This window comes from Saccharopolyspora elongata (genome assembly GCF_004348985.1).
Taxonomy (GTDB): Bacteria; Actinomycetota; Actinomycetes; order Mycobacteriales; family Pseudonocardiaceae; genus Saccharopolyspora; species Saccharopolyspora elongata.
The window spans coordinates 1-5,415 of record NZ_SMKW01000175.1 but is presented as its reverse complement, the minus strand read 5'-3'; the positions used below and the strand labels follow the sequence as shown (position 1 = coordinate 5,415).

Below are 5,415 nucleotides of genomic sequence, written 5' to 3'. Positions count from 1 at the left end.
CCGCGGCGGTGAACGACAGCGTCGCCGAGCGTTCGTAGTTCAGGCCGATGGCCTTGCCCAGGGCGAACGATCCGGCCCACATCACGGCGAAGTAGACCAGCAGCGGCAGCGCGATGCGGACTACGTCAAGCGGGTTGGAGGTGATCGCGTCGCCCTGGAGGGCGAAGAGGATCACGATGGTGAACAGCAGCCCGTAGAGCGCGACCGGCCCGATCTTGGGCAGGAACTGGTCCTCATACCACTGGCGGCCCTTGGCCTTCTCGCCGAGCTTGCGGGTGAGGTAACCGGCGACGAGCGGGATGCCGAGGAAGATCAGCACATTCTTGGCGATCTCCCACGCCGAAACGTCCAGCCCGACCTGGGGCAGGCCGAGCCAGCCCGGCAGCACCGACAGGTAGAACCAGCCAAGGCCGGCGAAGGCGATGACCTGGAACACCGAGTTCAGCGCCACGAGGACGGCGGCGGCCTCCCGGTCGCCGCAGGCCAGGTCGTTCCAGATGATCACCATGGCGATGCAGCGCGCCAGGCCCACAATGATCAGGCCGGTGCGGTACTCCGGCAGGTCCGGCAGGAAGATCCAGGCCAGCGCGAACATCAGCGCCGGGCCGAGAACCCAGTTCAGCACCAACGAGGAGACCATCAGCCGCTTGTCGCCGGTGACAGTGTCCAGCCGGTCGTAGCGGACCTTGGCCAGCACCGGGTACATCATCACCAACAGTCCCAGGGCAATCGGCAGCGAGACCCCGTCAATCTGCACCGTGTCCAGCGCCGGCCCGAGCCCAGGGATCCAGCGCCCCGCGAGCAAGCCGACGACCATGGCGGCGCCGATCCACACCGGCAGCAGCCGGTCCAGAGTGGACAGTTTCGCGACCACAGCGTTCTCTGTGTCCTGGCTCATGCCGTCACCACCGCACCCGTCGCAGGGGCCAGGGAGTCCGACAGCAGCCGCAGGGTCTCGGGGCGGACGCGGTAGTAGATCCACGTGCCACGCCGGTCGCCCTCGACGATCCCGGCTTCGCGCAGAACCTTGAGGTGGTGGGAGATCGTGGGGCCGGAGAGCTCGAAGGCGTCGGTGAGGTCGCACACGCAGGCCTCGCCGCCGGCGTGGGAGGCGATCAGCGACAGCAGCCGCAGCCGCACCGGCTCGCCGATCGCCTTGAACACCTTCGCCAGCTCGGTGGCCTGCTCAGCGGTCAGCGGCTCGCGCATCACGGCGCTGGCACAGGGCTCGGCGTCGTCGCACGAGACGATCGACAGCTCTTGGTTCGACATGCGTCTAACTTGACATCCATCTAGATAAGAACGCAAGCTCGGTGGCGCCCTTCCTGCCGCGGTGTGACCGGCGACTCGCCGCGCCCCGGAAGGCCCAGTAGTCGTAAGCAGGTTGGGAGGCGTGGGGTGGCCGAGGTCCGGGATGTGGCGGTGATCGGCGGCGGTCAGGCCGGGCTGGGGCGGGGAATTTCGGGCGCCGATCAGATCGAAGTCCGCGAGGCCGTCGCCGACGTGAACTGCAGGAATTTACACAGGTGGGCGCTGAACGGGGTTGGCTTTTCTCAGGTGGGTGCGCAGGGTAGCGGCAAAGTCCTCTGCCCTGCCCAGCTGCGTCCGTAGTGTCTGTACGCGTTCGGATGCGGCCTGTTCGTACTCGTGCAGACGCTCCAGCAGGGACTCCTGCTCGGCATGGAGCACGTCGCCGGCGTCCAGGCGGTCAGTGATCTCCAGCAGGTCGCGCATCTGATCCAGGGTGAAGCCGAGTGGCTTCATGCGGCGGATCACCATGAGCCGCTCGACGTCCCGCTCGGCGTAGAGGCGGAAGCCGCCCTGGGATCGGGCCGAGGGGATGACCAGGCCGGTCTCCTCGTAGTGCCGGATGGTGCGCAAGGACAGCTCCGTGCGCGCGGCGACTTCGCCGATCTGCATGTGCTTGCTGTCCACGTGGGGGCCCTTCTGCTTCGGCGGGGCCGCACGTCGGCGCAACCCCGTAGATATCTACCCTAACGTTAGAGTAGAGTTCCGCTCTGGCGGTTGCCGGGAACGTCGGCCCGCTTGTGCCGTGTCGGGGCCGATGATGCCCCCGGCGATGTTTCGTGCATTTTGCAGGAGAGATTGTGCGCGTGTTGCTCGTGCCGGTGCCGTGATGGATCGCGGCTGACGCGGCAGCTGGCTTCGTTCGCTGCTTGCCGTGTCGGTTCCGCGTCGCCTTGAGCTCCCCGTGCTGTTCCACGTGGCGTGCTTCCTGCGTCCTGCGCGCCGTTCCCGCATGCCCCTGGGTGTGCCCGAGTACGACAGGTCTGCTTCTTTGGCTTCCTCAGCTGTGTTTTCTGCTGCGCGTCTGCGTGGCCTGCGTCCCGACTGGCTTTCCGATCCCAAGGTATGGCGCACCGAGATACTCGCCGGTCTGGTCGTCGCGCTCGCGTTGATTCCCGAGGCGATCTCGTTCTCGATCATCGCCGGTGTCGACCCGGCGATCGGCCTGTTCGCCTCGTTCACCATGGCGGTGACCATCGCGATCGTCGGTGGGCGGCCGGCGATGATCTCCGCCGCCACCGGTGCTGTTGCCTTGGTGATCGCACCGCTGAACCGTGAGCACGGCCTGGGCTACCTGATCGCCGCGGTCATTCTCGCCGGGGTGTTCCAGATCGCCCTCGGTGCGCTGGGCGCGGCGAAGCTGATGCGGTTCGTACCGCGCAGCGTGATGGTCGGCTTCGTCAACGCGCTGGCCATCCTGATCTTCATGGCGCAGGTCCCCGAGATGAGCAACGTTCCCTGGGCCGTCTACCCGCTGATCGCCGCCGGGCTAGCGTTGATGGTGCTGTTCCCGAAGGTCACCAAGGTCGTCCCAGCGCCGTTGGTGTCCATCGTGATCCTCACCGTCGTCACCGTCGCGGCCGGGATCGCGGTACCGACCGTCGGCGACAAGGGAGCTCTGCCGTCCTCGCTGCCGATGCCGGGCCTGCCGGACGTGCCGTTCACGCTGGACACCCTGACCACGATCGCTCCCTACGCCTTCGCCATGGCGCTGGTCGGGTTGATGGAGTCGCTGATGACCGCCAAGCTCGTCGACGACATCACCGACACCCGCTCCAACAAGACCCGTGAATCCATCGGCCAAGGCATCGCCAACATCGTCACCGGATTCTTCGGCGGCATGGGCGGCTGCGCCATGATCGGCCAGACCATGATCAACGTGAAGGTCTCCGGCGCCCGCACGCGCCTGTCGACCTTCCTCGCCGGTGCCTTCCTGATGGTGCTGTGCATCGCGCTCGGCCCGGTCGTCTCCGACATCCCCATGGCCGCCCTGGTCGCCGTCATGATCATGGTGTCCTTCGCGACGTTCGACTGGCATTCCATCGCCCCGAGAACGCTCAAGCGGATGCCGACCGGGGAGATCACCGTCATGGCGATCACCGTCGGGTGCGTGGTCGCTACCCACAACCTGGCTATCGGCGTCGTCGTCGGTTCGCTCACCGCCGTGGTCATCTTCGCCCGGCGAGTGGCCCACCTTGCCGAGGTCACCGCCGTCGCCGACCCGGACGGCACGAGCGTGGTCTACCGGGTGACCGGGGAACTGTTCTTCGCCTCCTCCAACGAGCTCGTCGGCCAGTTCGACTACGCAGGCGATCCCGCGAAGGTCGTCATCGACCTGTCCGCGGCGCACATCTGGGATGCCTCCTCCGTGGCCGCGTTGGACGCCATCGAGACCAAGTACGCCCAGCGCGGCAAGACCGTCGAGATCATCGGCCTGAACGAACCCAGCGCCCGCATCCATGGCAAGCTCAGCGGCGAACTCACCCCCAGCCACTAGGCGTTCCAGCAAGTGCCGCCAGCACCGCGACGGAGGACCCCTGTCTACTGCCGGGGTCCTCCGTCGCGGTGTGCGGGCAAAGCTAGGGCGGCGGCGGCAAGGATGAGAATGGCGGCGCTGCGGACCCGGGTCGTGATCAGCGCCACCGGCACGGTCGGTCCCGGCCCCGCACTCGTACTTGGGTCAGTGGGCAGGTAGCAGCCGGGGCACCGCCCGGACGTAGATCACCATGCCTACCACCTCGACCAGGGTCTGGGTGACCACCACGACCGCCGCGATGGCCAACGTGTCGGGCAAGGCCAGCGCCAGCGGGAGCACGACCAGGGAGTTGCGGGTGGCGCCGGTGAACACGATCGCCCGGCTGGCCGGGACATCCAGCCGGAACACGTGGGCAACAGCGAGTCCGGCGAAGGCCATCACGACGAGGAAGACCACGTAGAACGGCACGACACGAGCCACCTCCGCGAGACCGTCGCCCAGCTTGGGCACCTGGGAGGCCACCACCGTCAGCAGGGTCGCCGCCATCAGCGGCACCATCGTCGTCCCCAACGCGTCAGCGACTCGTCGCCCTACCGGTCGGCGCGCCGCCCAGCCTTGGGTGAGCCACGCCAACGTCAGCGGGATGACGATCAGCATGACGAATGCCTCGACGAACGGACCGGCCTCGACGACATCCGCTAGGTCCGAGCCCAGGAACAGGAAGAGGAAGCCGGGCAGCAGCAGCATCTGCGCCAGCAACAACAGCGGGGTTGCCGCGAGCAGCCGCTGACTGCTGCCGCCGGCCAATCCACTGAAGACGATCACGTAGTCCACGCACGGCGTCAGCAGGACCAGCAGCACCCCCAGACGCACAGCCTGGTTGCCAGGCAGGAAGGCGAACATCGCCGCTACCACCAACGGCACTACCACGAAGTTCACTACTAGCGCGGCAGCCAGGAACCGGCCTGCGCGCAGGGAGCGGCCCAGTTCAGCGGCAGGTACCTGCAGGAACGTCACGTACAGCAAGGCCGCCAGCACCGGGTTGATGGCGTGCCCCAGTCCCGGCCCCGCACCGGGGAAAGCCCAGCCAACCAGGGCCCCGGCTGCCAGCGCCCCGACATAGACGGCGACCTGGTGACGTTCCATGCCTGCGACCAGACCGGATGACGACGACAACGGACGTGCTCCTTGCAAGGTGGTGATGACAGACCCGCGCGGCGCTCATGGACAGCAGCCCTGCGGTCTCGTAGAACCGCAAGGTGGTGGCTGGAGTACCGGTGCGTTCGGCCAGCTGAGAGATCCGCATCGTGCTCACCTCCCGACGGTAAACCTTCAACCCGACTCGAAGGTCAAGGCCGCCCGTCCGGCTCGAAGCCAGCGACGCGAAGCCCCCGGCTAAGCACCGGGGCACGCACTTGGTCGGCCGGCTCGAGGCTTGCCTCCGCGACGACGTCTGTCGGATGAACACGACCGGCCTCGCACCGGACGTGAATTATCCTGCGACGCGAGGCCAATCGGTCTGCGGATGCGGTTGGAAGTGAAGGCCTGGATCCCCGATCTGCGTCGGGAAGAGGCCTTTCGCGTGTACGCGGGAGTCCGCTGGATCCTCCGCTCGCCGGGTTATCGGGCTC

General features: G+C 67.2%; 6 protein-coding genes. 1 reads left to right on the top strand and 5 read right to left on the bottom strand.

Annotated elements, in window-relative coordinates; genetic code table 11:
• From arsB to E1288_RS45840, 3 genes are all read right to left on the bottom strand, one after another.
• Positions 1–898: ACR3 family arsenite efflux transporter (gene arsB, locus E1288_RS45850; protein WP_132495567.1), on the bottom strand; the 898-nt coding region annotated here is incomplete at its 3' end.
• Positions 895–1,272: an ArsR/SmtB family transcription factor gene (locus E1288_RS45845; protein WP_132495565.1), complete on the bottom strand. Its 378-nt coding sequence runs from the start codon at positions 1,270–1,272 to the stop codon at positions 895–897. The genes arsB and E1288_RS45845, both read right to left, overlap by 4 nt.
• 246 nt (positions 1,273–1,518) lie before the next feature.
• Positions 1,519–1,935, bottom strand: coding sequence for a MerR family transcriptional regulator (locus tag E1288_RS45840; protein WP_165968635.1), 417 nt, complete (start codon positions 1,933–1,935; stop codon positions 1,519–1,521).
• 325 nt (positions 1,936–2,260) lie between these two features.
• Here E1288_RS45840 and E1288_RS45835 point away from each other — a divergent pair, with 325 nt between their 5' ends.
• Positions 2,261–3,805 carry a SulP family inorganic anion transporter gene (locus E1288_RS45835; protein WP_408014320.1) on the top strand — a complete coding sequence of 515 codons (1,545 nt, stop codon included), beginning with the start codon at positions 2,261–2,263 and terminating at the stop codon, positions 3,803–3,805.
• Between the two features lie 183 nt (positions 3,806–3,988).
• On the opposite strand, the gene E1288_RS45830 is transcribed toward E1288_RS45835, so the two are convergent.
• On the bottom strand, positions 3,989–4,879 hold the full coding sequence (locus tag E1288_RS45830; protein ID WP_235884294.1) for a bile acid:sodium symporter: 891 nt from the start codon (positions 4,877–4,879) through the stop codon (positions 3,989–3,991).
• Complete coding sequence (locus tag E1288_RS49640; protein ID WP_235884293.1) at positions 4,773–5,090, bottom strand: MerR family DNA-binding transcriptional regulator; 318 nt, start codon at positions 5,088–5,090, stop codon at positions 4,773–4,775. Before E1288_RS49640 ends, E1288_RS45830 begins: the two co-directional genes overlap by 107 nt.
• Positions 5,091–5,415: the final 325 nt, after the last annotated feature.